23 protein-coding genes are annotated in these 24,892 nt (G+C 72.9%); 7 read left to right on the forward strand and 16 right to left on the reverse strand.

Annotation, left to right across the window (positions count from 1 at the left end; genetic code table 11):
• Positions 1–5 precede the first annotated feature (5 nt).
• Positions 6–4,361 (forward strand): HAD-IC family P-type ATPase, encoded by a 4,356-nt coding sequence (locus ACFYWX_RS43450; RefSeq protein ID WP_389430862.1) that lies wholly within the window; start codon positions 6–8, stop codon positions 4,359–4,361.
• 104 nt (positions 4,362–4,465) lie between these two features.
• On the opposite strand, the gene ACFYWX_RS43455 is transcribed toward ACFYWX_RS43450, so the two are convergent.
• Positions 4,466–5,431 (reverse strand): hypothetical protein, encoded by a 966-nt coding sequence (locus ACFYWX_RS43455; protein ID WP_389430863.1) that lies wholly within the window; start codon positions 5,429–5,431, stop codon positions 4,466–4,468.
• A 200-nt stretch (positions 5,432–5,631) separates the two neighbouring features.
• Between ACFYWX_RS43455 and ACFYWX_RS43460 the strand changes: the two genes are divergently transcribed.
• A complete protein-coding gene (locus ACFYWX_RS43460) occupies positions 5,632–6,183 on the forward strand; it encodes a hypothetical protein (protein ID WP_389430864.1) in 552 nt (183 codons plus the stop codon).
• Between the two features lie 47 nt (positions 6,184–6,230).
• Here the strand turns inward: ACFYWX_RS43460 and ACFYWX_RS43465 are convergent, their stop codons facing one another.
• From ACFYWX_RS43465 to ACFYWX_RS43535, 15 genes are all read right to left on the reverse strand, one after another.
• Positions 6,231–8,030 (reverse strand): ABC transporter ATP-binding protein, encoded by a 1,800-nt coding sequence (locus tag ACFYWX_RS43465; protein WP_389430866.1) that lies wholly within the window; start codon positions 8,028–8,030, stop codon positions 6,231–6,233.
• The gene (locus ACFYWX_RS43470; RefSeq protein ID WP_389430867.1) at positions 8,027–8,464 is read right to left on the reverse strand and encodes a lasso peptide biosynthesis B2 protein; all 438 of its coding nucleotides are present in this window, start codon (positions 8,462–8,464) and stop codon (positions 8,027–8,029) included. Before ACFYWX_RS43470 ends, ACFYWX_RS43465 begins: the two co-directional genes overlap by 4 nt.
• Entirely contained in the window at positions 8,461–8,715 is a 255-nt protein-coding gene (locus tag ACFYWX_RS43475) for a lasso peptide biosynthesis PqqD family chaperone (protein WP_389430868.1), read from the reverse strand. Before ACFYWX_RS43475 ends, ACFYWX_RS43470 begins: the two co-directional genes overlap by 4 nt.
• 31 nt (positions 8,716–8,746) lie before the next feature.
• Positions 8,747–10,597, reverse strand: a complete 1,851-nt coding sequence (locus tag ACFYWX_RS43480; RefSeq protein ID WP_389430871.1) for a lasso peptide isopeptide bond-forming cyclase — start codon at positions 10,595–10,597, stop codon at positions 8,747–8,749.
• 24 nt (positions 10,598–10,621) lie between these two features.
• On the reverse strand, positions 10,622–10,732 hold the full coding sequence (locus tag ACFYWX_RS43485) for a keywimysin-related RiPP (protein ID WP_106434143.1): 111 nt from the start codon (positions 10,730–10,732) through the stop codon (positions 10,622–10,624).
• A gap of 352 nt (positions 10,733–11,084) precedes the next feature.
• Entirely contained in the window at positions 11,085–11,216 is a 132-nt protein-coding gene (locus ACFYWX_RS43490) for a DUF6893 family small protein (RefSeq protein WP_389430872.1), read from the reverse strand.
• The gene (locus tag ACFYWX_RS43495; RefSeq protein WP_389430873.1) at positions 11,213–11,989 is read right to left on the reverse strand and encodes a hydrogenase maturation protease; all 777 of its coding nucleotides are present in this window, start codon (positions 11,987–11,989) and stop codon (positions 11,213–11,215) included. Before ACFYWX_RS43495 ends, ACFYWX_RS43490 begins: the two co-directional genes overlap by 4 nt.
• The gene (locus tag ACFYWX_RS43500) at positions 11,986–13,053 is read right to left on the reverse strand and encodes a hypothetical protein (RefSeq protein ID WP_389430875.1); all 1,068 of its coding nucleotides are present in this window, start codon (positions 13,051–13,053) and stop codon (positions 11,986–11,988) included. The genes ACFYWX_RS43495 and ACFYWX_RS43500 overlap by 4 nt, the downstream gene beginning before the upstream one ends.
• Positions 13,050–13,751: a DUF6084 family protein gene (locus tag ACFYWX_RS43505; RefSeq protein WP_389430876.1), complete on the reverse strand. Its 702-nt coding sequence runs from the start codon at positions 13,749–13,751 to the stop codon at positions 13,050–13,052. The genes ACFYWX_RS43500 and ACFYWX_RS43505 overlap by 4 nt, the downstream gene beginning before the upstream one ends.
• Positions 13,748–13,954 carry a hypothetical protein gene (locus ACFYWX_RS43510; RefSeq protein ID WP_389430878.1) on the reverse strand — a complete coding sequence of 69 codons (207 nt, stop codon included), beginning with the start codon at positions 13,952–13,954 and terminating at the stop codon, positions 13,748–13,750. The genes ACFYWX_RS43505 and ACFYWX_RS43510 overlap by 4 nt, the downstream gene beginning before the upstream one ends.
• Positions 13,939–14,592, reverse strand: coding sequence for a DUF5947 family protein (locus tag ACFYWX_RS43515; RefSeq protein WP_389430880.1), 654 nt, complete (start codon positions 14,590–14,592; stop codon positions 13,939–13,941). Before ACFYWX_RS43515 ends, ACFYWX_RS43510 begins: the two co-directional genes overlap by 16 nt.
• Complete coding sequence (locus tag ACFYWX_RS43520; RefSeq protein ID WP_389430881.1) at positions 14,589–15,119, reverse strand: NifU family protein; 531 nt, start codon at positions 15,117–15,119, stop codon at positions 14,589–14,591. The genes ACFYWX_RS43515 and ACFYWX_RS43520 overlap by 4 nt, the downstream gene beginning before the upstream one ends.
• 12 nt (positions 15,120–15,131) lie before the next feature.
• Positions 15,132–16,922, reverse strand: coding sequence for a nickel-dependent hydrogenase large subunit (locus tag ACFYWX_RS43525; protein ID WP_389430882.1), 1,791 nt, complete (start codon positions 16,920–16,922; stop codon positions 15,132–15,134).
• Between the two features lie 50 nt (positions 16,923–16,972).
• Positions 16,973–18,028 carry a hydrogenase expression protein HypE gene (locus ACFYWX_RS43530; RefSeq protein ID WP_389430884.1) on the reverse strand — a complete coding sequence of 352 codons (1,056 nt, stop codon included), beginning with the start codon at positions 18,026–18,028 and terminating at the stop codon, positions 16,973–16,975.
• Positions 18,029–18,078: 50 nt separating this feature from the next.
• Positions 18,079–19,803, reverse strand: coding sequence for an enoyl-CoA hydratase-related protein (locus ACFYWX_RS43535; protein ID WP_389430903.1), 1,725 nt, complete (start codon positions 19,801–19,803; stop codon positions 18,079–18,081).
• A 146-nt stretch (positions 19,804–19,949) separates the two neighbouring features.
• Here ACFYWX_RS43535 and hypA point away from each other — a divergent pair, with 146 nt between their 5' ends.
• From hypA to hypD, 5 genes are read left to right on the forward strand one after another with little or no spacing between them, the layout of a single operon-like run.
• Positions 19,950–20,303, forward strand: a complete 354-nt coding sequence (hypA, locus tag ACFYWX_RS43540) for a hydrogenase maturation nickel metallochaperone HypA (protein WP_389430886.1) — start codon at positions 19,950–19,952, stop codon at positions 20,301–20,303.
• Positions 20,303–21,091, forward strand: coding sequence for a hydrogenase nickel incorporation protein HypB (hypB, locus tag ACFYWX_RS43545; protein WP_389430887.1), 789 nt, complete (start codon positions 20,303–20,305; stop codon positions 21,089–21,091). Before hypA ends, hypB begins: the two co-directional genes overlap by 1 nt.
• Complete coding sequence (gene hypF / locus ACFYWX_RS43550) at positions 21,088–23,427, forward strand: carbamoyltransferase HypF (RefSeq protein WP_389430889.1); 2,340 nt, start codon at positions 21,088–21,090, stop codon at positions 23,425–23,427. Before hypB ends, hypF begins: the two co-directional genes overlap by 4 nt.
• Positions 23,427–23,735, forward strand: coding sequence for a HypC/HybG/HupF family hydrogenase formation chaperone (locus tag ACFYWX_RS43555; protein WP_389430890.1), 309 nt, complete (start codon positions 23,427–23,429; stop codon positions 23,733–23,735). The genes hypF and ACFYWX_RS43555 overlap by 1 nt, the downstream gene beginning before the upstream one ends.
• A complete protein-coding gene (gene hypD / locus ACFYWX_RS43560) occupies positions 23,732–24,835 on the forward strand; it encodes a hydrogenase formation protein HypD (RefSeq protein WP_389430891.1) in 1,104 nt (367 codons plus the stop codon). Before ACFYWX_RS43555 ends, hypD begins: the two co-directional genes overlap by 4 nt.
• The last annotated feature ends 57 nt before the right edge of the window (positions 24,836–24,892 follow it).

Raw genomic sequence — 24,892 nt, forward strand, 5'->3', positions numbered from 1 at the left:
AGGCGATGGACGGACTTCTGACGCGTTCCTCGAGTGCCGTGACCGCGGCTGTGCTGGCCGGGCCCCGGCTCATCGCGCGGGGCACGCCACCCGCGGTGGGTGTGGCCGCGGGAGCGGTCGCGGCGACCGCACGGGCCGGGGTGCGGGGCGCGGACGTCGCCGCACGGGCGGCTCGGGTCGCCCGTACGGCGCTGCCGGGCGGTACCCGCCACTGGCGGGCCGGGACGCGGGCCCACCTCGCGTTGCGGCCGGCGTTGGCGGAGGAGATCCACCGGGCCGGTGGAATGGAGCACGTGGCGGGGCGGGTGGCCGAGGCGCTGGCCGAGCACCCGGACGTGGCGGTGGCGTACTGGGACCGCGGGCTGTCCCGGCTGGTGGTGACGGCGGTCGAGGACGCGGTCGGCGACGAGGTGGTGGAGCGGGCGACGGAGCTCGCCGAGCGGCACGGGCTGGTGCCCGAGGCCGACCCGGTGGAGGACTTCGACCATCCGGGTGACCCCGGCTCGGTGCGCACCGCGGCCACGGCTCTCGCGGCCGACGTGGTGGGCGTGGGCGCCGCGTTCGCAGCGTCGGCGCTGCGTCTGCCGCCCTCGCCGCGGCTGATCACGGCCGTGTCGACGATGCTGCGCGAGAACCCGGCCTTCCGGGGCTGGCTGCGCGGTCGGCTCGGCGACGCCCGCATGGACCTGGCGTTGGCCGTCGCCAACGCGGCCGTCCACGGTGCGGGTCAGAGTCCGACCTCGCTGGTGCTCGACGGGACACTGCGCGCCTGCCAGCTGGCGGAGGCGGTGGCCCGGGGGGCCGCGTTCGAGGCGGTCCACGACGAGCTGTGCGTGCCGAGTCGCGACAGCCTGCCCGGGGGCCGGTCCGTACGGCCGCCGCTGCGTACCTCCCCGGCCCAGCAGTACGCCGCCCACGCCTCGGCCGGCAGTGTGCTGGGCGCGGTGGCGGCGTTGCTCGTCAAGCACGACGTGGCCGAGGCGGCGGAGGCGGTGCTCTCGGGTTCGCCGAAGGCCGCGCGGTACGGTCCGGCCGCCTTCCACGCCGTCCTGAGCGGGGCGCTGTCGCGGACGGGTGTGCTGGTGCGGGAGCCGGACCGGCTGCGGCAGCTGGAGATGGCCGGCACGGTCCTCCTGGATCCGAGCGCGCTGCGCACACCGGGCGCCGGGGCCGATCCGTGGGCCGAGTCCGTGCTGGACGCGGCCCGGCGGGCCGGGCTGCGCGTGGTGATGGTGGAGGATCCGGCGCTGGCCGACTTCACCGGACTCGCCGACCAGGTCGTCGGCGCCGGGCGGCCGTTGAGCGAGGTGGTGCGTGAGCTGCGCGAGGAGGACGGTGGCGTCGTCACCGTCGTGCGCCCGGCGCCGGGCGACGACCCGGAGGTGCTGTCCGGGCTGCTCAGCGGTGATGTGGCGATCGCCCTGACGGACGGCGACAGTCCGGTGGCCTGGGGCGCGGACGTCCTGGCCCTGCACGGTCTGGCCGACGTGTGGCGGCTGCTGAGGGCGGTGCCGGCGGCCCGCGCGGTCGGGCGCAGGTCGCAGATCCTGGCGCGGTCCGGTGCCGCGCTGTCCGGGCTGCTCGTAGCCGTGGGCGAGTCCCGTCGGGGCCGCAGTTCAACACTGCCCGGGTTGCGGCACGCGCCGGTCGACGCGAGCGCGGCGGCGGCCCTGCTGTCCGGGGTGCACGCGGCCCTCGGCGTGGCGGCGGCCCGCGCCCCGCACCCACGGCCGCGGGTGGCGTGGCATGCGCTGGACCCGGAGGACGTACGCGAGCGGCTGGTGAAGGAGCACGAGCGCGAACCCGAGCCGAGTGCGCTCGAGAAGGCGGGCGCGCGGATGCGGGCGATGGCCGACCGGGCGGGCGACGTGTCCGCACTGGCCCCGGCGCGGTGGTCGCTGGACCTGGCACGGGCGATGCGCGGCGAGTTGGACGACCCGCTCACTCCGGTCCTGGCGGTCGGCTCGGCGGCCGAGGCGATCCTCGGGTCCGTCGTGGACGCGCTGCTCGTGGTGGGCGCGCTCGACCTGAACGCGCTGGTGGGCGGTGTGCAACGGCTGCGGGCCGAGCGGGCCCTCGCCGGGCTGTTCGCCCAGCAGAAGCAGAAGGCGCGGGTCGCCGAGGAGGATGCGCGGGACTCGGCGGCCGAGGCGCACGTCGTGGACGCGGCCAAGCTGGAGCCGGGCCACGTCATCGAGCTCAACGCCGACGACGTCGTGCCCGCGGACGCCCGTCTGCTGTGGGAGGACGGTCTGGAGGTGGACGAGTCGGCGCTGACCGGCGAGTCCCTGCCGGTGCACAAGTCGATGGACCCGACGCCGTCGGCTCCCGTGGCAGAGCGCCACTGCATGGTCTTCGAGGGCACGACCGTGGTGGCGGGACGCGCCCGGGCGGTCGTCGTGGACACCGGTGAGCGCACCGAGGCCGCGCGGGCGGTGTCCCTGGCCGCACGGACGCCGTCCGCCACGGGAGTTCAGGCCAGGCTGCAGGAACTCACGCGCAAGGCCCTGCCGTTGACGCTGGCGGGTGGGGCCGCGGTGACCGGTCTGTCGCTGCTGCGCGGGACGCCCGTGCGGGAGGCGGTCAGCGGCGGTGTGGCGGTGGCGGTGGCCGCGGTCCCGGAGGGGCTGCCGCTGGTGGCGACGGTGGCGCAGCTGGCGGCCGCCCGCCGGCTCGGCCACCGCGGTGTCCTCGTGCGTACCCCTCGCACGCTGGAGGCGCTGGGCCGCATGGACACCATCTGCTTCGACAAGACCGGCACCCTCACCGAGAACCGGCTGCGCCTGGTCCGGGTGGCCGACGCGGACGGCACGGTCAGCCGGGCGGACGAGCCCGGCGTCGCCGCGGTCGTACGGGCTGCCGCGCGTGCCTGTCCCCGCCTGAACGGTGACGGCGCCCGGCCGACGCATGCCACCGACGAGGCGGTCCTGGACGCGGCCGGGCCCGACGCCGACTGGACGCAGGACGAGGGCCTGCCGTTCGAGACCTCCCGGGCTTACGCCGCCGCGGTCGGGCGCGCCGGGGACGGCTCACCCGTGCTGGTGGTCAAGGGCGCGCCGGAGACCGTGCTGCCCGCCTGCGCCGACCTGCCGTCCCACGCCTCCGAGGCGGCCCAGACGCTGGCCGGCGACGGACTGCGCGTCCTGGCCGTGGCCCGACGCCCGCTGGAGGAGGGCGAGGAGGCGGCGGACGTACTCGAACACCCCCTGGACGGACTGGAGTTCACCGGGCTGCTGGCACTGGCCGACGTGGCGCGCGAGACGTCCCCTGCGCTGGTCCGCGGGCTGCGCGAGGCGGGCGTACGACCGGTGGTGCTGACCGGCGACCATCCGCAGACGGCCCGTGCCATCGCCGCGGACCTGGGCTGGCCGGAGGACACGAGGGTGGTCACCGGTGACGAGCTGGCCGCGGCCGACCGGTCGGCGCGGTCCCGGATGCTGCGTGACGCGGACATCGTGGCGCGGGTCGCGCCCGAGCAGAAGCTCCAGGTGGTGGAGTCGATGCGGGACGCGGGCCGGGTGGTGGGCATGGTCGGCGACGGTGCCAACGACGCCGCGGCCATCCGCGCCGCCGACATCGGTGTGGGCATCAGCGCCCGGGGATCGGCCGCCGCCCGCAACGCCGCCGACCTCGTCGTCACCGGCGAGGACCTGCTGGTGCTCATCGAGGCGGTGCGGGAGGGCCGTTCCCTGTGGCACAGCGTCGCCGACGCGATCGCCATCCTGATCGGCGGCAATGCGGGCGAGGTCGCCTTCGGCATCGTCGGCACGGTCCTGTCGGGCTCCGCGCCCCTGTCCACCCGTCAGATGCTGCTGGTGAACCTGTTCACAGACCTGTTCCCGGCGATGGCGGTGGCGGTGACGCCGAAGGAGTCGGCGGAGGGCGAGGAGGCGCCGGCCGAGGGCACGGAGGAGCCTTTGGGCACGGTCGTTCTGGGCGAGCCGCTGATCCGTCAGATCCGGCACCGGGCCCTGACGACGTGTCTCGGTGCGACCGCGGCCTGGCTGTTCGGCCGGTTCACGCCGGGGACGGCACGCCGCTCGACGACGATGGCCCTGTGCGCCGTGGTCGGCACCCAGCTCGCCCAGACGCTGGCCGACCGTCGCGGGAGCCCGTTGGTACAGGTCACGTCCCTGGGGTCCGCCGCCGCTCTCGTCGCCCTCGTGCAGACCCCGGTGGCCAGCCACGCCTTCGGCTGCACGCCTCTCGGCCCCCTCGCGTGGGCGGGCGTGGCCGCGGCGATCGCCCTGGCCCTGGCCGGGCAGCGCGCTCTGCCGTACGTGGAGGAGGCGATCCTGAAGCGCTGGCCGGACGCCGCCCGGTCGCCTCTGGCGCTCCTGCCCGGGACTGGCCGTGGGTGAGGCGGTCGCCGGGACAGGCTGGGGGCTGTCGTCACATGCTCTTGCCGGTGGCTCAAGCAGGAGGCCGGCCGGCCCGCAGCGGCCGGCCACCCTCCTCGTGTGTGTCAGCCGGTCAGAGGCTGCCACCGGTCCTCCCGCGCGGGGTCGATGCTGCTGAGCCACACCAGCGCCCCTTCGATCAGGCCGGGCTTGTCCCGTGTGGCGAGGGCCGGGGCTTCGAGCATGTCGGCAGCTTCTTCCAGATAGGTGACCAGCGTGTCGAGTTCTTCACCAGGGGCTTCGTTGTAGCGGGACCAGCTGCCCAGATAGCCGGTCGCGGCGTCCAGGTACAGGCCCGAGGTGCTGTCAGCCGGGCCGAGGGCGACAACCGGAATCCAGGTCGGCTTCCACACGGTGATCCGCTCGTCTTCGGGGCGGTCGGCGTCGAGGGTGTCCTGGTCGGCCTGTGTGTTCATCTTCAGCCGGTAGGCGGCGGCCACGGCGTCCAGGGTCATCAGAGCCCGGTTGCCGGGCAGGCATCCCCAGCCGTTGGCCCCGTGGTCGCCCGCGGTCAGCCGCCACAGGACACGCAGCTCGACGGGTATCCGGATGCCGAGGTCGTCCTCCAGCGCGGCGAGGGCGGCGGGGCCTGCGCCGGCGTGGAGCGCGGCATAGGAATCGGGGGCGTGGTGCTTGAGCCGGCCGGTGATGCGCCGCCAGGCGTCGGCGACCTCCCGTACGGTGACCGCGTCGGCGGCGGGATCGGCAGGCCGCTCCTGGTCCTGATCCCGCTTCTGCTCCTGCTCCTGCTCCTGCCCCTGGGTGTCCGCGTCGGTCTCGGCGAAAGAGATCGGGCTCACGTACCGGATCTCGATCCGGTCGGGCTCGCGGATGTAGCCGATGGCCAGGTCGGGGCAGTCCTCGAACGGGTCGCCGTCGATCGTCACGGTGAGGATGCCGGGCAGCTCCGAGGGCCGGCCCAGGTCCGGGTCGTCGGCCAGCCGACGGGCCACCACCTTCAGGGCGTAAGGGGCGCCGGCACCGAGCCGGGTGGCGCTGTCCCGTAAGAGCGGGGGGATCTCGACGTTCACGAAGTGGTGCTCCTTGCTGATCGGAAGAAGGGCGTGCGGTTCCCCTGCACCATAGGACTGGCTGGTGCGGCTTTCGGCGGCCTCGCCAAGGCGACCTGGGACCACCGGACTTCAGATCGCCGTCGTCGGCTGCGCGTGTGCCGCGGCAACTGCTGGAGGAGGGCACGCTGGTGTCAGTGGCCCCGGTTATGGTGCTGAGCATGACAGATTGGATCGACGGCGGCGTCATGGCTTGGCTGGGAGAAGTCCGGTGCGGGGAAGACGAAACCGTCCTGGTGTACTTCAAGGGAACCGGCCTGAGCGCCATGGCCGAAGGACTGATCGCGCAGCACCGGCCGCCGTTCGCGTACGGCAACGACGCGGCACCCGGCGACTGGGGTGTGATCGTGCACCACATGTTCAACCCGTCTCGCGACGACTTCGACGGCATCGACCACCGCCCACTGTGCCCCGAGGGTGCCGAGCTGATGGTGTTCGTTCCCAACCCGTGCATCGCCAAGGCCCACGGCCCGAAGGCATACCACTACAAGGACGGCCAGATCTCGTCCTGCATCGACTACGAGGGACCCGCCTACATCGGGGAATACTGGCCCAACAAGATGGCCCCTCTCATCACAGCGGCCGGGCTGGACCACGAGAACGAGAACTACGAGAAGCAGCTGACCCAGCTGATCTGCGACCACCTGGGGCTGCCCGCGCTGGACCGCGACACCATCACGGTGGACCGTGACCTGATGGCCTCCTACATCTAGGCCGGACCAGCGCGAACACCGGACCGGCCCCGGCGTCGGGCCGGGGCTCAGCCGGACCTGCCGCCCGGCCTGAGCATCTGGCTCGCGGCCAGTTCCCGGTAGAGGGGGCTGTCGGCCAGCAGTTCCTCGTGGCGTCCGCACGCGGTGACACGGCCCTCGTGCAGGACGACGATGCGGTCGGCGTGCTGCACGGTGGAGAGGCGGTGGGCGACGACCAGCACCGCGCACTCCTCGGCGACGTCCTTCATGACGGTGGTGAGCGCCGACTCGTTGATGGCGTCGAGGTGCGAGGTGGGCTCGTCCAGCAGGAGGAGCGAGGGACGGGCCAGCAATGCCCGGGCCAGGGCGACGCGTTGGCGTTCGCCGCCCGAGAGGGTGCCGCCCCGCTCGCCGACGACGGCGTCAAGACCGGCGGGCAGCCGGGCGACGACCTCGTCGAGCCGGGCGAGTTCGACGACCCGACGGATCTCCGTGTCCGTGGCGTCGGGCACGGCGTACGCGATGTTGTCGCGCAGGGTGCCGTGGACGACGTGGGTGTTCTGGTCCACGACGGCGATGCGCCGACGGCACGCCTCGCGGCCGAGTTCCGTGGCGGGCCGGCCGTCGAAGAGCACGGTTCCCACGTCCGGTTCGTAGAACCGGGCCACCAGGGCGAAGATCGTACTCTTGCCGCCGCCCGAACGGCCGACCAGGGCGACCTGGCGGCGCTGCGCGACGGTGAAGGAGACCCCCCGCAGGACCGGTCGGCCCGGGTCGTGGCCGAAGTGGATGTCGCGCAGTTCGAGGACGGGCGGACCGTCGGCGACGGACCGGACCCGCGTGCGGGGGCGGGCCTGCGGGACGTGCGGCCCCGTGGACTCCACGGGTAGGCGCAGCGCCTCGTCGATGCGCTGGTAGGCACCCATCCCGCGCTGGACGAGGCCCGCGGCGCGGAAGACGGAGGACAGCGGGAGCACGAGGTAGGAGGCGTACAGCAGGAAGGCGACGAGATCGCCGAGCGAGCCGGCATGGCCGCTGACGCGCAGGCCGCCGATGACCAGGACGATCAGGAACGAGCCCTGGACGGCGAGTTCGACGGCGGGGCTCATCACGGAGGCGAGCTTCGCCGTGCGCACGCCCGCGCTGTAAGCCGCGTCGACGCGCGCCCCGATGCGGGCCGCCTCGCGGTCCTCGGCGCGGTGCACCCGGACCATGGGCAGCGCGCCGAGAGCGCGTTCAAGGTCGGCGGCGATGGCGCCGACCGAGTTCTGCATGTGTTCGGACGCCCGTCGGATGCCGGTGAGCAGGGAGGCGACGACGGCGGCAGCGGCGGCCACGGTGAGCGCGACCAGGAGCAGCAGCAGTGGGTCGAGCCACGCCATGAGGACGATGGCTCCGGCGGCGACGAGGCTGCCCGTCACGAGGTCGACGAGGGCCTGCGAGACGACCTCGCGCAGCAGGGTGGTGTCGGCGGTCACGCGGGAGACGAGGTCGCCGCCGCGGTGGCGGTCGTACTCCCTCATCTCCAGCCGGAGCAGTCGTGCCACCAGGCCGTGGCGGAGTTGTCGTACGACGCCTTCGCCCATGCGCTCCAGGACGAAGCGCCCGGCGGATCCGGTGGCCGCCTCGGTGACGAACAGGGCGGCGAGGAGGGCGAGCGGGGGCCAGAGAACCTGTCCGCGGCCGCCGGCGTCGACGAGGTGCTTGGCGACGAGCGGCTGGGCCAGTCCCAGGGCGGAGCCGACGAGGGTCAGTACGGTGGCGACGGCCACGGCGGCCCGGTGTCCGGCGGTGAGCCGGTACAGGGTGGCCACCGCGGCGCGGGTCGACCTGTCGATGTCGGCGGTGGGCGTCGCGGTGCCGGTCATCGGCCCGTGGGCCGGGGCGGCGGGGCGACGACCACCAGCCGGGCGAAGTAGCCGTCCGGCACACCCTCGCCGACGGGGCTGTCCTCCGCCTCGATCCAGGCGTGCGCGGTGAACGGCGGGACGACGCGTGCGCCGGCGCACCAGGTCGGCCAGGTGCCGCCGAGCCGGCACAGCAGTGCCGCGCCCAGGGAACGCGGCAGGCACCCCTTCGGTCCGGCGCAGCGCAGGCTGGCGGCGCACATGGCGTCCCGGGCGCGCTGCGCCTGGGCGGGGGTGGCGGGTTGGGCGCCGCGGCGCAGGACACCGAGGACGGCACGGATGTGGCGGGGCGGCAGGAAGGCGAGGACGGTGGCGGGCAGCAGGACGAGGAGGGCGGCGGCCCGTCGGGACCGGGGCACGTCGGTGGGGCGCTCCAGCGCGCTGGGGGTGGTCATGACGCGAGCCCCGAGCCGCGCAGCTGCTCTACGAGCGTCTCGACGTCCCGCAGGGCCTGGGCCCGGTCGATGTCGAACTCGCGGACCAGCGCGGCGGCCGCGTCCGCTTCGTCGCCGCCGTCGATCAGGGTCCGCACCACCAGGGTGGCGGTCGGGTTCAACTCCCAGTAGGAGCCGGACCGTTCGTCGAGCAGTACCGTGCCGTAGTCGGTCTCGGCCGTGGCGACGTCGGCGCCGAACCGCAGGGGCATGAGGGTGGCCTTTCTGATGCGGTGAAGGGGGTCACGGATGGGGGACGCGGGTGCGGCGGCGGGCGAGCGCGCGCAGCCACACCTCCGCGGCGATCGTGGAGTAGAGGATGGCGTCGGACAGGCCGCGGGAGGCCGGCCGCAGGGCGAGGCGGCGCAGTTCGGCGGCGTCCACCAGGCCCAGTTCCGCCAGTCGGGAGTCGTCCCACAGGGCCAGCAGGTCGGCGCGGTGCTCGCGCAGTCCGTTGGCGGCGTCCATGGAGGCGGCGGCCTTGTTGGTGCGCCGCAGGCAGGCGTCGGGCACGATGCCGCGCATCGCGGCGCTCAGAACGGGCTTGTACTGCCAGGGGGTGACGCGGTCCTCCGGCCGTACGGCGAGACACGCCTCGATGACGCGGTCGTCGAGGAAGGGTGAGGCCATGGGCAGTCCGGCGAGGGCGGCCATCCGGTCCCACTGCCGGATGACGCGGGTGCAGGAGCGGATCTGTTCGAGGTCGCTGTGCAGTCCGCGGTCCGGGTGCAGGGGTGCGGCGCTCGCCGCGGCCGTCAGGAGCGCCTGCCGTGCCGACCGCTCGGCCTCTGGGGTCACCCAGTCGAACAGGCGCGGGGCCATGCCCCAGCCGAGGCCGGTGGCGACGGAGGTGGGCGCGGGGTCGCGCAGGTGGACGGCGGCGTCCGCGAGCCATTTCCCGTAGGGCCGGGTGTCGGCGAGCGCGCGGGCGGCGCCGCTCAGGGGCCACTGCCACAGGGCCCGGAATCCGCGCAGCTGCCGCAGGGCGAACAACGGGCCGGTGCGCAGCAGTCGGTGGTAGTACGCCTCGGAGCACCAGGCGACGTGGTCACCGCCGATGCCGGTCAGGTGCAGGCGGCTGCCGCGTGCGGCGAGGGCTGGCAGGTGGTGCAGGACGCGGGAGCGGTCCATGACACCGATGGTGGGCTCGTCGAGGAGGTCGTCGATGCCGAGCAGGTCCTCGTAGACCAGGGGGGAGTCGTCGGCGTCCCAGATCACGTGCTCGACGTCCGGGAGGTGCCGTGCCGCCTGCTCGGCCCAGTGCAGGTCGGTGTCGGCGGGGTCCCGCCCGGGCCAGGTACTGGCGACCACGTGGGCGGGTGAGCGGTCGGCCAGGAAGCAGACGGAGGTGGAGTCCAGTCCGCCGGACAGGTCGCAGCTGACCACGCCGCCCTGTCGGGTGCGCGCGCCGACGGCCCGCTCGAGCGCGGTACGGATCCGGGGGGCCGCCGCCGTGAGTGGCTCGTCCGGCTCCGGGGGCGTCCACCAGCGGGTGTGCCGTGCGGTGCGTCCGTCGGCGGCGACGATCACGGCGTCCTGCGGGGGCACGGCGGTGACCGCGCGCCAGAGGGATGTCTCGAACAGTGGGTGGGGGGCGGGCCACAGCAGCCGGACGGCCAGTTCCTCCGGGGCGGGGTCGGCGCCGAGGGCAGCGGCGAGCGTGTCGGCCCGGGACGCGGCGACGCGTACGCCGTCGATCTGTGCGTGGAAGACCAGCCGCAGGCCGGAGGCCGTGCCCTGCGCCCTGACGCGTCCCTCGTGGGTGGCGACGAGGTGGAAGCTGCCGTGGAGGGAGCGGGCCAGTGCGTCGAGTTCCGCGAGATCGCGCAGCCGTGCGGCTCGGTGTCGTAGTTCGTCGGCCTCGACCGGGCAGCAGCCGATGACGGCGAGGGCGGTGTGGCCGGCGCTCGCCGTCACGATGTCGTCGTCGTGCCAGTTCCCGACGAGCCAGGGACGGCCGGAGGCGTGGGTGAGGGTCCTGCTTCCGGGGCGGGCGAAGGAGCGGGCCACGGCGGCCGCGTCCGCGCGGTCGGTGAAGACCGCGAAGTGCGCGTCGCCGGGGCCCGTCCCCGCACTTGCGTGCAGTTCAGTCATGACGTCGGGTCAAGGGCCGTCCCGTCAGTTCTTGCTCAGGATCAGCCGGTCGTTGCCGTGGCGCCCCAGGAGCCCCGTCTCCTTGCGGAACGTTCCGAGCCTGACGAGCGTCGGAGCCTCGTAAGCCTTCTTCATGACCTCTCCTCACGTGCCGATGTTCCGTCCACTGCCCCTGACCGCCCGGGCTCATCGGGAACCCGGGCGAGGCGGTGGACGCGGCATCCAGCTAGCTGCAGAACGTGAGGGCACAACAAGGCCACTTGCATAACTCGGATCGTAGGTAAAAACCGCGTCGGCCTGGCCGAATCGCCTGTCCGACTGACACCTGCCGCCTGCGCCGCGCCCCTTTCGAGACGCCGCACATATGTGTGGAGAAGCGTTTCCACCTGCGTTCCGGTACGGTCTGGGGACCCGTCCGAGCGCGCCCGCCCCCAAGTCGTGGGCGGGCGCCGCCGGGGCGCGTTCCGGGTGCGGGAACGCGCTCCATTCACATGCCCTTCAGTTTGAGATAGCGACGTGCCTCCGGCAGTTCCGTCAGGGCGATCAGGACCAGGGCGGCGGAGACGGCTCCGACGGTGGCCTTCACTACGTTGGCGGGGATGAAGATGCCTTTCCTCATGGCAGGTTCACCTCCTCTCGGGTGGCGTCGGCGAGGATGTCGGCGAGCAGGGACTCGACGAAGGGCACGGAGCGCTCCACGGCCTCGCGGACCGGTTCGCTGAGGCCGACGACGACGTCCACCTCGTCGCCGTTCATGCGGACCTCGGGTTCGCAGCCGACGACGAGTACGCGGGGCAGGTCCCCGTCGCCCAACTGGCGGGCGAGGGCGATGACCTTGACGGGGTCCATGGCGTGAGCCTCCGGCGCGCCTTGGGCGGGCAGCGTGGCGAGGTCGGGCTCGATGACGCTGAGGGTGCCGGGCGGCTGCCCGTGCGGCGTGGCGTCCAGCAGGACCACCGTGTCGTAGCCGTCCAGCATGCGGTACGCCAGGTCCATGCCCCGGATACCGAAGTCGGCGACATGGACGCCGTCGGGCTGGGGCCGGCGGGCGAGGGCGGTGGCGGCCTCGGGGCCGAAGCCGTCGTCGGCCATGAAGATGTTGCCGACGCCCGCGACGAGCACGCGGTGGGCCGGAGTCTCGCCCGCGGGCCCGGGGAGGGGCTCGAGTTCGTCGGGGGCGAAGAAGAACCGGTGGCCGATCTGGCTCGCGGCACCGAGGTCGCGGCCGGGGTCGCCCTCGAGGACGACGGCGATGTGCACCTGTCCCTCGAAGTCCTCCTCCACGGCGGCCACTTCGGCGATCCGCCCCGTCAGGGCCAGGTCCATGATGTCCGCCCGCCGGGACGGCTTCAGCCGCACACGCGTGCCGGGACGGTAGGAGACGCCGCTCACCGTGCCTCCCCGGGGGCCGCGCGGAACTCGCGGATCGTGCCGTGCAGGGCCATCAGGTCGTCGGTGCCGAGTCCGGCGCAGCGGTCGAGGATCTCGCGTGCCCTCGGGTCACTGGCCCGTGCCTCGGCCCGTTCCTCCTCGGTCATGCTCAGCACGCTGAGAATGAGCAGCTGGTCGATCTCGGTCCCGTCGAACAGGTCGCCCGGACTCTCGGGGGCGACGCGCGGGAAGTCGTACAGCGTGACCGGTGATGACAGCACCGTGTGCGCCCGTCCGTCGCCCTCGTCGGTGCCGACCAGCACCGGCCAGGTGCCCTTGTTGCGGCAGGCGGCGGCGTGGGCGTGCAGGGCGGCGGGCGTATCGAGGAGGGAGACGAAGCGTCCGCCCTCGCTGTGCAGCACGGTGTGCGTGGAGACGAAGGCGTAGGGGGCCGCGGCCTCCCGCGCGTGCCGGGCGCCGGGTTCCGGCACCGGGCAGGGCGTGCTGTTCGCGATCCGCACGGTCAGCCGCCGTACGCCGTCCGCGACCGGCTCGGCCGTGACCTCGACGGTGCCGGTGAGCCGCCGCCAGCCGCGGACGAGGCTCGCGGACCCGCCGGGCAGCTTCTCGGTGTCGGTGCCCTCGGGGATGTCGACGGTCGCGTCGGCGGGGGCGCCGGTCAGCACGACCTCGCGTTCGGTGACCTCCTGCCAGCTGACGTACCGCTCCCCCGCCACGGTCAACTCGTCGACGGGACGGCCGTCCTGGACGACGGTGCGGTCCACGACCTGGAGGAACCGCACGCGCACGGTGAGGTCGTCGGCGGGTCCTTCGTGGAGCACCTGCGTGGTCATGGTGGCCGGTTCGCCGAGCGCGTCGGCGCAGGCGGCGGGGAAGACGCCGCCGAAGGTCCAGCGTTTGGCGTTCTTCAGCGCGGACCTGCGGTAGGGCCACAGCAGGTAGCCCTCGTACAGACAGGTCCGGGTGATCTTCTCGATGTCCGAGAGGTCCGAGCGGGCCGCGCGGTTCGAGCCGTCCGAGCGGTCCGAGACGGCCGAGACGTCCGAGGGGTCGGTGAGGGTCATGTGGTGGTGGTCCCCGAGTGGTGGAGGGCGGTGCCGTCGAGCAGGGCGCGCACGGCGTCGTCGGGGGTGCCGAGGACGTTCCGGGCGCGGTAGGCGTCGAGGCGGTCGTAGGTGTCGCGGGACAGCCGCAGCCAGGGGCTGCCCGCGTGGTAGCGGTCGGTGAGGGAGTGCCAGAGGGCGGCCGGCAGGGCGTAGCGGGTGTCGCCGTCGGCCCAGGAGATGCGGGAGGCGGCGAGTCCGCCTCCGTCGGGGGTCCGGTGGAAGACGGTGCCGCTGAAGAGGAAGTCGAGCGGCACGTCGCCGTCGTCGCCGACCGCGCGCAGGTACTTGGTGACGGCCAGCTCGGGGTCGTAGGAGCACTCGACGGGGATCCGCACCGTCGTGCGGTCGTCGAAGGCCGGGACGTGGACGGTCGTCCGGGTCCAGGTGAGGGGGCGCATACCGGTCGCCCACTGCTCGGGCGCGCCGAACAGCTCGCCGAGCGCCTCCCGGGCCTCGGAGCCGTAGCGGCGGCGGGCGACGTCGATGCGGACGACGGTGGTCAGGGCGACCGAGCCGACCGGTTGGCCGCCGGTCCTGGCGATCTCCAGGCCGAAGCGGAGGGTGGGCAGAGCCGCGAAGGGCTCCTCCTCCGCTCCGGTGACGGCGAACGCCAGGACCGGCGTCACCGGAGCGGACAGCGCGGGCGACGCCGTCATGCGGGGGGCAGGTTCGGCATGTCCCGGTCGACCGGGTTGCGGTGCCGGGCGTCGATGCCGGTGGAGCGGCGCGCCGTGGAACGGTCGTTTCTGCGGTGTCCCGGCTGGTGCTTGATCAGGCCCTTGTGGTTGCCGCGCCGTACGCCCGCGACGTGCGCGGGCGTGTCGGGCTCGACGTCGGGTTTGCCTACGGTGATGCCCATGACGCCTCCTCGTTGGTGAAGGGGGTGGGTTCGGTCAGTTCGCGGAAGAAGTCCTCGACCTGCTGCCACACCTCGGGGCCGCCGTCCAGTCCCTTCCAGTGTGCGCGCACGACGGCGACCAGGCGGTAGCAGTCGTCGAGCGGGACGAGCCAGTGCTCGTCCGCCCCGCGGGCCCGGTGCACCAGCAGCGCGGTCACGTCGGTGACGTGCTCCGGCAGGTCCGGGTGGCCCTGCTCGACGTCCCGCCAGCTGTCCGCGGGGACGGTGGCGCGCAGGGCGCCCAGCGGGCTCGGGTACGCCGCGGTGACCTCGCCGGTCTCCGCCGAACGGGTGAAGAAGGCGAGGGAGACGGGGACGCCGAGGCCCGCCCACACGATGTCGTCGATGCGGAACCCGTCGAGCCGCCGCCGCTCCTCGGGCAGCAGCCGGTAGCCACCGGACGAGGTCGCCCCGTGGTCGAACAGCACGGCGCAGGCGCGGCAGGCGCACGAGACGGCGCCGTCGGCCGACTGGAGCACATGGCGGTGCGGGTGCCCGGTCGGCAGCGGCTGGGCGCACAGGTCGCACCGCTCCTCCCGGGCGCCTGGTCCCTCGGCCCGGGACGCCTGCCGGGCCACCCGTCGCAGCCCGCTCGTCATCCGCAGGCTCCTCCGCCGACGGGCGTACGGTCGCGGAACAGCGCGTCGACGGGGATCAGCGCCCCGTCCGCCTGCCCGCTCTCCACCCGTACGTCCTCGACCTCCGGTGCCCGCGCGGCCAGCGCCTCCCGTACGGCCTGCTCGGCGCCGGCCGCACCGCAGCCGCTCTGCCGGATCCGGATCCGTACGGCGGACCCGGACAGCTCCAGCAGCTCCGGCGGGCCGGGCAGGGCGGCGAGGGCCTGGCGTACCCGGGTCTCGGCCGGGACGGGGTGCAGGTCGTGCACGAGGAGGAGGTGGCCGACGAGTTCGTCGGCGGCCAGCCGTTCCAACAGGTCGGGGTGGTCCGCCAGGTGGGCGGTGATCCGGCCCAGGCACTGCCCGTAGAGCCCGACGAGTGTCTCGACGGTCTCGGCGGCCCGCCGCGCGGCGAGGCCGTCCGGCAGGGTGTCCAGGCCCGAGAGCCGCTCCTCGGCCAGCGCCACCTGGCCGCGGGCATGCGCGTCCTCCCAGGGTTCCCAGGTCATCGTGAGGCCGCCCTAGCCCGCGAGGGTGCCGAAGGTCGGCGAGTGGGACTGGGTGAGGGTGCGGCCGCCGCCGAGGTACATGTGGACACCGCACGGCAGGCAGGGGTCGAAGCTGCGCACGGTGCGCATGATGTCGATGCCCTTGAAGTTCTCCGGCCCGTTCTCCTCGAAGATCGGGCAGCCCTGCACGGCGTCCTCGTACGGGCCGGGGGTGCCGTAGAAGTCGCGGGGGCTGGCGTTCCACGGGGTCGGCGGGTACGGATGGTAGTTGGCGATCTTGCCGTCGCGGATGACCATGTGGTGGCTGAGCACACCGCGCACGGCCTCGTGGAAGCCGCAGCCAATGGCGTCCTTGGGCACCTTGAAGTCCTGGAAGGTCTTGGTGACGCCGGAGCGGACCTCGTTGAGGGCCTGGTCGACGAAGTGGAAGGCCATGCCCGCCGCGTAGGCGACGAAGTACATGCGGGCCCGGTTGCGCTCGATGGTGTTCGGGAACGGCGGGGGCGTCCACTCCAGGCGGACCTCCGGCGACGACGGCGTCTTCGGCAGGTCGATCTGCACGCTGTGCCCGGTCGAGCGGACGTACGGCGTGTTGACCTTCCCGGCGAGGGCGGTGGCCCACAGGCGGGCGATGGGGCCGCCGCCGGTGTCCAGGGCGAGGAAGTCGTTGGTGCGCTTGTCGAACCAGCGGGGGCTCATCACCCAGCTGTAGTTGCCGTTGTCCAGGTCACGCTTCTGCGGCGCGGGCAGCGTGGTCTGGTTCCAGGGGTGGCGCTTGTCGACCGGGTTGCCGAGCGGGTCCTTGTCGACGAAGGTCTCCTCGCCGGTCCAGTCCTCGTAGTAGGAGCTGCCGAGCAGGATGCGCATGCCGAGGTTGATGTCGACCAGGTCCGTGGTGACGAGCTGGTTGTCGACCACGATGCCCGGGGTGACGAACATGCGGTTGCCCCACTCGTTCATCTTCTTGTAGTCGTAGTCGACGATCTCCGGGTCCTGGAAGGCACCCCAGCAGCCGAGCATCGTGCGGCGCCGGCCGACCTCCTGGTAGCCGGGCAGGGCCTCGTAGAAGAAGTCGAAGACGTCGTCGTTCATGGCGACGGCGCGCTTGATGAAGTCGAGGCAGCGGGTGAGGCGGACCAGGTAGTCCGTGAAGAGCTGGGGCGTGGCGACCGTGCCCACACCGCCCGGGTAGAGCGTGGAGGGATGCACGTGGCGGCCCTCCATGAGACAGATCATCTCGCGGGTGAGGCGGCTCATGACCAGCGCCTCTTTGTACGTGGCCCCCTCGAAGGGGTTGTACGAGCTCATGATGTCGCCGATGGTGCGGTGGCCGTGCTGGTCGCCGCGCGGCGCCGGGGTGCGCTCGGCCCGCTCCCACACGCCCGGGTTGGTCTCCTTGACCATGCGTTCGCAGTAGTCGACGAAGACCATGTTGTCCTGGAAGATCGTGTGGTCGAACATGTACTCGGCGGCCTCGCCGAGGTTGATGATCCACTCGGCGAGCGGCGGCGGCTTCACGCCGTAGGCCATGTTCTGCGCGTACACCGAGCAGGTGGCGTGGTTGTCCCCGCAGATGCCGCAGATGCGGCTGGTGATGAAGTGCGCGTCGCGGGGGTCCTTGCCCTTCATGAAGACGCTGTAGCCACGGAAGATCGATGAGGTGCTCCTGCACTCGACGACTTCACGGGCGTTGAAGTCGATCTTCGTGTAGATGCCCAGGTTGCCGACGATCCGGGTGATGGGATCGAACGCGACGTCGGTGAGGGTGCGCTGCTCCGCGGGGGCGGCCTGGCTCGTCGTCACTGGACGGTTTCCTTTCACACAGGGGGCAGGCGTGGGGTTCGGGGGTCAGGTCACTTGCCGGGCCAGCGCGGCGCGAAGCCGGAGGTGAGCTCGGTGCGGTTGTGGCGCCACTTGGGTTCTTTGTTGACCGAACGGTTGGTGATGGCGCGCAGCGTGCGCACCAGCGGGCCGTAGGTGGAGGAGGCCAGGGCGGAGGAGACGCTGGCGCCGGGCGGCTCGTCCATGAACGGCATGAACTTGTCGGGGAAGCCGGGCATGGTGCAGCCGATGCAGATGCCGCCGACGTTGGGGCAGCCGCCGATGCCGTCCATCCAGCCGCGCTTGGTGACGTTGCAGTTGACGACCGGGCCCCAGCAGCCGATCTTCACCTGGCACTTGGGCGAGTTGTAGTCCTTGGCGAAGTCACCCTGCTCGTAGTACGCGGCGCGGTCGCAGCCCTCGTGCACGGTCTTGCCGAACAGCCAGGTGGGACGCAGTTGTTCGTCGAGCGGGATGGGCGGGGCCATCCCCGCGGCCTGGTAGAGCAGCCAGGTCACGGTCTCCATGAAGTTGTCGGGCTGGACCGGGCAGCCGGGCACGTTGACGATCGGCAGCCCGCCGGCCGAACGGAAGTCCCAGCCCAGGTAGTCCGCGAGGCCCATGCAGCCGGTGGGGTTGCCCGCCATCGCGTGAATACCGCCATAGGTGGCACAGGTGCCGATCGCGATGACCGCGAAGGCGCCGGGGGCGAGCCGGTCGATCCAGGTGTTGAGGGTGATGGGCTCGCCCGTACGGGGGTCGTTGCCCATCGAGGTCCAGTAGCCGTCGCCGTTGATGCGCTCGTTGGGGATCGAGCCCTCCACGACGAGGACGTACGGGGCCCCGAGTTCACCGTCGGCGGCCTGGTGGAAGGGGCGGGTGAAATCGTCGGCACTCTCGTACGAGAGCACCTTGTTGTGCAGCACGACCTTCGGCAGTCCTGGGATGGCCCCGAGGACCACATCCTCCAGACTGGGCAGCGATGCGGCGGTGACCGAGATGGTGTCGCCGTCGCAGCTCATGCCTTCCGAGGTCCACAGAATGTGAACTTCCTCCACGGCCGCGGGGGCCTGGGTGTCGGTGCTCATGGGTTCCCTTCCTGGCGGCGTCCCCCGCAGCAGGCTGACATATCACTTAATCAGCCACCATTCGGACACTCCGTTCGGAGGTGGTCCGGTGTCCCGTTCGGCCGACGCTTGCGGACGAAGGCGGAGCGCAGGGCGTGGTAGGGCGCGGCCGGGTCGTCGAAGACGGCGCGCATGCGCTCCAGCTCGGCGGCGCGGTAGGCGCTGAGAGGGCGTACGGCCTCGTCGCGCTCGCGTGCGGCCTTCTTCGCGCCGAGCCGGGCGGGGAGGCTCGTTGAACGGGCCAGGCGGTCGGCCATTCGGGTGATCTCGTCCGCGAACTCGCTCGGTGCGCAGTCGATGACCTGGTCCACCAGGCCGAGGGAGTGGGCGCAGGCCGCGGTGAGGGGCAGGGCGTCCTCGGTGAGGCGGGCGGCCACCGCCGGGCCGACCTTGCGGGGCAGGGTGTAGGTCCAGTACTCGGAGCCGTACAGGCCCATCAAGCGGTAATGGGGGTTGAGGACGGCGCCCCGGCGGCACCACACCTCGTCCGCGGCGAGGGCCAGCATGGCGCCGCCGGCGGCCGCGTTGCCGGGGAGGGCGGCGATGACGAGGCGGTCGGTGGTGGTGAGGACTTCTTCCACGAGGTCGTCGATGGCCTCGATGTTGGCGAGGGACTCGGCGGCGGGGTCGGGGGCGGCTTCGATGAGGTTGAGGTGGATGCCGTTGGAGAAGAAGTCTCGCTTTGCGCCGAGGACGATCACGTCCGTTGGGCGAGTGCGGGCGTGGCGGTAGGCGGTGAGGAGTCTGCGGCACTGGTCGGTGTTCATGGCGCCACCGGGGAAGCGGAAGGTGAGGTGGCCGACGGTTCCTTGTTCCTCGTAGGTGATGTCGGAGTAGCTTCCGCCTGTTGTGTTTTGAGTGCGGGTTGTGGGGGGTTCCTCGCGCCCACGCGGCGGAGCCGCACATGTCACAGCCCCGCGCCCCTTCAGGAGGGCTTGTGTGGCCGGGAGTTTGAAAGTTGCCGGGCCTCCAGGGACGCGTCTGGGTCTCAGCTCCGCAATCCAGACCGCGCCGTCCGTCGTGGCTCGGCAGATGGCGCCGTGTTGTGTGGCCAGGAGTTCGCCCGGGGTGCCTTTGAGATGGGGTTCGGGGTGGCCGCCGTGCAGGTACCACTCGGTGCCCTGGAAGGTGTCCAGGACGCCGGGTTGGGAGTCGGCGGCGCGGAGTTTGCGCAGGACCGTGGTGGTGGGGTCGGCGTGCCAGTCGATGCGGCGTTCGTCCTGGGTCAGGTACGGCTGCCAGGTGTGGGTGGGGGGCGTGACGGGGGTGTAGGTGCCGGACGCGAAGCGGTCGACGGCGAGGAGGACCGCCTGGAGGGCGGCGTCGGCCAGTTCGCCGCGGTAGAGGTCGCTCTTGCCGATGTCGGGGGGCAGGGGGAAGTCCGCCGAGGCCCAGACCGGGCCGGCGTCCATCTCGGCGACCGCCTGCAGGACGGTCACGCCCCAGCGGTCGCGGCCTTCCTGGACGGCTCGGTCGAGGGAGGACGGGCCCCGGTCGCCGGGCGGGCCCGGGTGGACGATGAGGCAGGGGTGGGTCGACCAGACCTCTTCCGGGACGGCGGTCGTCAGCATGGGGGCGATCACGAGGCCGGGCGCGTGGCGGCGCACCGCTTCGGTGAGCTGTTGGTCGTCCCGGAGCGCCAGCTCCACGGCGACGGGGTGCCCCAGATCCCGCAGTTCCGCGTGGACCCGCTGGGTGAGGCTGTTGAACGCGCTGGCAAGAAGCAGAATCCGCATCACGCGGCGATGCTGCCCGGCGACCACCGCACGGGACGCGAGGCGCGCCCCCGGGGATCGTGCGCTTGGGCCGGCCGGGGGAAAACGCCTCCCGTCCGCCTCGGCGTGCGGCTCCGGCGCTCCTGCCGTGCCTAGCGTGGCGGACCATGCACGAGCTGTCGATCGCCGCCGCCGTCGTGGAGAGCGCCGAGGACGTCGCCCGCGAGCACGGGGCGGACGCGGTGGCGGGCGTGACGCTGCGGATCGGCGAGCTGGCGGGTGTGGTCCCGGACGCACTGCGCTTCTCCTTCTCACTGGTCGCCGAGGGCACCGCACTGGACGGCGCGGAACTGGTCATCGAGGAGGTGCCGGCCCGGGCCCGCTGCGGCGGCTGCGACGCGCGCTTCGCCGTCGGCTCGCCACCGGCGCTGTGGTGCCCGCACTGCGACACCGCGGCAGCGGAGCTGCTCTCCGGGCGGGAACTGGAACTGGCGGAGGTACGAATGGCAGGGAGCCCGTGATGTGCCGCAGCGTCGACGTACGGACGGCCGTACTGGCCAAGAACGACGGTCTGGCGGCGCAGCTGCGCGCCGACCTGACGGAACGGCGGGTCACCGCCGTCAACCTGCTCTCCAGTCCCGGCAGTGGCAAGACCGCGCTGCTCGAACTGGTGCTGCGTCGGTCGCTGGAGCGTGGCGTGGCCGTCGCGGCCCTCACCGCGGATCTGGCCACGGAGAACGACGCCCGTCGCCTCGCCCGCTCCGGAGCGCCCGTGAAGCAGGTGCTGACCGGCGGGCTGTGTCACCTCGAGTCGGCGCAGGTGCGCGGTCTCATCGACGGCTGGCTGCCGGACGGCACCCGCCTGCTGTTCGTGGAGAACGTCGGGAACCTGGTCTGCCCCGCCTCCTACGACCTGGGCGAGACACTGCGCGTGACGCTGATGTCGGTTACGGAGGGTGAGGACAAGCCGCTGAAGTACCCGACGGCCTTCGGCGCGGCCCATCTCGTGGTGCTGACGAAGACGGACCTCGCGGACGCCGTCGGCTTCGACGCTGTCGCCTTCACCGAGGCCGTGGAGCGCGTCAACCCCGGGGTGGAGATTCTGCGTACCTCGGCCCGTGACGGGCAGGGTGTCAACCTCCTCCTCGACCGCGTCCTCGCCGTCGCGGACGGAGACGCACCACACGTCCCGCTGCTCGCGGCGGACCATCTGCGCGCGCACGGTCACGACCACGGGCCCGGTCACAGCCCCGGTCACGACCACGGGCCCGGTCACGACCACACCTCGTCCCAGCCCACCACCGCGTGACCGCCACTACGACGGCCGCCCAGGGCACGGAGCGGCGGCGGGTGACCGTGCGCGGGACCGTGCAGGGCGTGGGGTTCCGGCCCTTCGTGCACCGGCTGGCCGGGGAGCTGGGCCTCGCGGGTCACGTCCGCAACGGCGCCGAGGGCGTGGTCGCCGAGGTGGAGGGGGCTTCGGAGTCCGTGGCGGACTTCTGTCGGGCGCTGGCGGAACGGCCACCGCCCCTGGCGGAGGTGTGGGAGGTCGCGTACGAGACCGTCCCGGTCGTCGGCGCCGCCGGTTTCGTCATCCATCCGTCCGAGGGCACCGGCACGGGCCGCACGCTCATCCCGCCGGACACCGCGACCTGCGAGGACTGTCTGCGGGAGCTGGCGGACCCGGCGGACCGACGGCACCGGCACCCCTTCATCACGTGCACGCACTGCGGTCCCCGCTTCACCATCTCCACCGGTCTCCCCTACGACCGGGCGACGACCACCATGGCCGCGTTCCCGCTGTGCCGGGAGTGCGCCACCGAGTACGCGGACCCGGCCGACCGGCGCTTCCACGCGCAGCCGGTGGCGTGCCACGACTGCGGGCCGAGGCTGCGGCTCACCGTCCCCGGCGGGCGTCCGGGCGAGGGTGAGGCGGCGCTGGCGCAGGCGCGGCGGCTGCTGGCACGGGGCGCGGTGCTGGCCGTCAAGGGGCTCGGCGGTTACCACCTGGCCTGCGACGCAGGTGATGAGCGGGCCGTCGCTGCGCTGCGCTCGCGCAAGGAGCGCGGCGGCAAGCCGTTCGCCGTCATGTGCGCCGATCCGGCCGGGGCGGAGCGGCTGGCCCACGTCGGCGCGGAGGAGCGGGCGGTGCTGACGAGCCGTCGGCGGCCGATCGTGCTGCTGCGCCGGCGGGAGGGGGCCGGCGGGCTCGCCGGGGCGGTGTGTCCGGGCAGTCCGGACGTCGGTGTGATGCTGCCGTACACCCCGTTGCACCGGCTGCTGTTCGGGCTGCCGGGCGATCCGGCGGGTCCGCAGGTGCTGGTGATGACCAGCGGGAACCGCTCCGGGGAGCCGATCGTCACCGATGACGCCGAGGCGCTGGAGCGGCTCGCCGGGATCGCCGATGCCTGGCTGTGGCACGACCGGGTCATCGAGGCGCCCTGTGACGACTCCGTGGTGCGCGTGCGGCCGGACGGGGGCGGCGAGGTCGTGCTGCGCCGGTCGCGCGGCCACGCTCCGCAGCCGCTCGCGCTGCCCGTACCCGTCACCGCGGCCCTCGCCGTGGGCGGCGACCTGAAGAACGCCCTGTGCCTGGGCGCGGAGAACGGCGCGTGGTTCTCCCCGCACATCGGCGACATGGGCGACCTGACCACCGTACGGGCCTTCGAGCGCGCGGCGGGGCGGCTGCGGGCGCTGACCGGGATCGAGCACGAGCTGCTGGCGGCCGACGGGCACCCGGGATACCACTCGGCCCGTTGGGCGCGGCGGGCCGCTGAGGCGAGCGGGCTTGTGCTGCGGCGGGTGCAGCATCACCACGCCCATGTCGCGTCCGTGATGGCCGAGCACGGGCTGGACGACGGTGCGCGGGTCGTCGGCGTCGCCTTCGACGGCACCGGGTACGGCGACGACGGGGCGGTCTGGGGCGGTGAGGTGCTGGTCGGTGGCTACGCCGGCTTCCAGCGCTTCGCCCATCTGCGGTACGCGCCGCTGCCCGGCGGGGACGCGGGCGTGGCCAACCCGTGCCGCATGGCGCTGGCGCGGTTGAGCGCGGCGGGGTTGCCGTGGGACGCCGACCTGCCGTGCGTCGCCGCCTGCGCTCCGGACGAACTGCGGCTGCTGGAACAGCAGTTGGTGCGTGGTACCGCGTGCGTGCCGACCTCGTCCATGGGTCGGCTCTTCGACGCGGTCTCCTCACTCGTGGGGATCTGCCACCGGGCCCGCTACGAGGCGCAGGCCGCGATCGAGCTGGAGGCGGCGGCGGTGCTCGCCTGGCCGGAGGAGACCGGGGCGTACGCCTTCACGGCCGGCCTGGATCCGGGGCCGGTGCTGGGCGCGGTCGTCGCCGATCTGCGGCGCGGGGTCCCCGTCCCGGTGATCGCCGCCCGCTTCCACCGCGCGGTCGCGTCGGCCGTGGCGGACGTCTGCCGGGCCGCCCGCCGGGAGACGGGAGCGGAGGTGGCGGCGCTGTCGGGCGGGGTGTTCGCCAACACGCTGCTCGACGCGGAGTGCGCCGCGCTGCTCGCGGCGGACGGCTTCACGGTGCTCCGCCATCGGCGGGTGCCGCCCAATGACGGCGGTCTCGCGCTCGGCCAGCTGGTCGTGGCGGCGCGGACGAATCGTTCCGAACGACAAGGAGGACGCTGATGTGCCTGGCCGTACCCGGCCGTGTGGTCGGGATCGAGGACCGGGACGGAACGCGCATGGCGCGGGTCGACTTCGGCGGGGTGGTCAAGGAGGTGTGCCTCGCCTACGTCCCCGAGGCCCAGGTGGGCGAGTACGTCATCGTCCACGTCGGATTCGCGTTGCAGCGGCTGGACGAGGAGTCGGCTCGCTCCTCGCTGGAACTGTTCGAGCAACTCGGGCTGCTGGAGGAGGAGTTCGGCGACGCGTGGGCGCGCGCCGAGGTGGAGGAATCCGCTCCCGAGCCGGCCGGCGAGGAGGGCGTGCGATGAAGTACATCGACGAGTTCAACGATCCGGAGCTGGCCCGTCGGCTGCTCGACGAGATCCGTGCCACGGTCACCCGTCCCTGGGCGATGATGGAGGTCTGCGGCGGGCAGACCCACTCCATCATCCGGCACGGCATCGACCAGCTCCTTCCGGACGAGGTCGAGTTGATCCACGGACCCGGCTGTCCGGTGTGCGTGACGCCGCTGGAGATGATCGACAAGGCGCTGGCGATCGCGGCCCGCCCGAACGTCGTCTTCTGTTCCTTCGGCGACATGCTGCGCGTGCCCGGCACCGACCGCGACCTGTTCCGGGTCAAGGGCGAGGGCGGTGACGTTCGGGTGGTGTACTCGCCGCTCGACGCCCTGGACATCGCCCGCCGGGAGCCGGACAAGGAGGTCGTGTTCTTCGGCATCGGCTTCGAGACGACGGCCCCGGCCAACGCGATGACCGTCCACGAGGCCCGCCGCCTCGGCATCCGCAACTTCAGCCTGCTGGTGTCGCACGTGCGCGTGCCGCCCGCGGTCGAGGCGATCATGCTGGCGCCGGAGTGCCGGGTGCAGGCGTTCTTGGCGGCGGGGCATGTGTGCAGCGTGATGGGCACCGCCGAGTATCCGGAGCTGGCCGAGCGCCACCGGGTGCCGATCGTGGTGACCGGCTTTGAACCGCTGGACATCCTGGAGGGCGTGCGCCGTACGGTCCGTCAGCTCGAGCGCGGGGAGCACCGGGTGGAGAACGCCTACCCGCGCGCGGTGCGCGAGGCGGGCAACCCGGCCGCGCTGAGCATGATCGAGGAGGTCTTCGAGGTCACCGACCGCGCCTGGCGGGGCATCGGTGTGATCCCGAACAGCGGCTGGCGGCTGTCCGAGGCCTTCCGGGCCTACGACGCCGAGCACCGCTTCGACGTCGGCGACGTGAAGACGGTCGAGTCCCCCGAGTGCCGCAGTGGCGAGGTGCTGCAGGGCCTGATCAAGCCCAACGAGTGCCCCGCCTTCGGCACGACCTGCACACCGCGGACCCCGCTCGGCGCCACGATGGTCTCCAGTGAGGGGGCCTGCGCGGCGTACTACCTGTACCGGCGGCTGGAGGTGGCCCCCGTTGGCTGACACGGACACGGTCGTCGACCCCGCGAACTGGTCCTGTCCCGCGCCCCTGCGCGACCA

Origin of the sequence: Streptomyces sp. NPDC002888, from assembly GCF_042888465.1 — a bacterium.
Classification (GTDB): domain Bacteria; phylum Actinomycetota; class Actinomycetes; order Streptomycetales; family Streptomycetaceae; genus Streptomyces.